The following is a 1,628-nucleotide window of genomic DNA, read 5'->3' on the forward strand; positions in this document are numbered from 1 at the left end:
CGTAGTATCAACGATTAGGCCAGCAGCCGAAGCCGTACCTATATTCCCAGCTTCATCACTTACTTGCGCTATAACGGTATAATTAGCATCACTTAAGCTCACATTCGATGAGATACTCCAATTACCCGAACCATCGGTTGTTGTGGTCACTTCCACCTGGCTGGAGCCGTTATCAAATATTACCGTGATATCGGCATTAAACTCATTTGATGTACCCGTTATCAAAGGTGTTGTATCGGCGGTTAGAATTAATCCTCCAGTAATTGCAATAACAGGTTGAACCGTATCTATAATGCCTGTAGCTGTTGATGTTGTTGTATTACCCAGTGCATCGGCGGCACTTACTGCAACAGTATAATTACCATCACTCAATACTTTTGTTGCTTCAGCACTCCAACTACCATCGGCATTTGCCGTTGTTGTCAGGGTTTGCGAGCTGCCCGCACTATCAGTAATTAATATTGTCAATAAAGTAGCTAATGGTGCATTACTAATTGTGCCACTAATTAATGGTGTCCAATCATTGGTAATTACCGGCGCAGTTACTACAATAACCGGCCCTGTATAATCCATATTGAGTGTAATCGTATCATTACTACTGTTACCCGCTGTATCCGTTATCACGGCTGTTACTTGAGCATCACCTTCAGCAAGCGCTGAGGTTGCAGCAACACTCCAGCTACCATTAGCAAGGACTTGTGTTGATAAAACCTGTGTAGCACCGCTACTATCGACTATTGTTACCTCAACAACAGAGCCTAAAGGCGCATCAATAGTGGTCCCTGAAATTAACGGTGTTGAATCAGCCGAAGATAATGCCGAAGTGATTTCAAGTGTTGGTGCTGTTAAGTCAATAACAAGTGAAGCTGAACTTGATGACGTGAGTCCGGTCTCAGTAACACTGGCTGTTACGGTGTAAGTTCCTTCTAACAACACTTGAGGGACATCAATACTCCACACACCTGCGTTTAAAGTTGTGGTAAAGCTTTGCACCTCACCACTTACATTACTGATCACCAAATTAATGATACTTGTATCTGGTGCGTCACTCGTGCCGCTAATTGTAGGTGTAGTATCGTTTGTAGCTGCTAATGGAGTGATGCCAATGCTAGGAGCACTGGTATTAAGCACCCCTGTCGCGCTTAGAGATACACCAATATTGCCAGCTAGATCAGTAACTGAGGCAACAACACTAATAACACCATCCGCTAAACTATCAGGAACATCAACAACCCAGCTACCATCTGCAAGCACTTCAGTTGTATAACTATAAACTTGAGAACTATCCGTTACTGTAACATTGATCACAGTACCTACTGGCTCATCACTGCTACCAGTAATTGTAGGTGTTGCGAGGTTTATTGTGCCTATTGCATTTACAGTCACAACTGGTGTTATCGTGTCTATCTCACCAGTTGTTGTCGCGCTTGACGTGAGCCCTGCAGCATCAATAATTGATGCCGTTACAGTGTAACCACCTTCAGGCAGCGTATTTGCCTGCACTTGCCAATCACCATTAATGTCAACCAACGCTGTTAAAGCATGAGTATCGCCATTACCATCAACAATTATGACTGAAACTGTACTACCCTGCGCTTCATCACTTGTTCCTGTGATTATTGGGGTGG

1 protein-coding gene is annotated in these 1,628 nt (G+C 43.6%); it reads right to left on the bottom strand.

Features of this window, described 5'->3' with window-relative positions; genetic code table 11:
* Positions 1 to 1,628, bottom strand: a 1,628-nt coding sequence (locus CWB85_RS20810) for a beta strand repeat-containing protein (RefSeq protein ID WP_171039050.1), incomplete at both ends; no start/stop codon positions are given.

This window comes from Pseudoalteromonas sp. S1727 (assembly GCF_005886375.1).
Lineage (GTDB): Bacteria > Pseudomonadota > Gammaproteobacteria > Enterobacterales > Alteromonadaceae > Pseudoalteromonas > Pseudoalteromonas haloplanktis.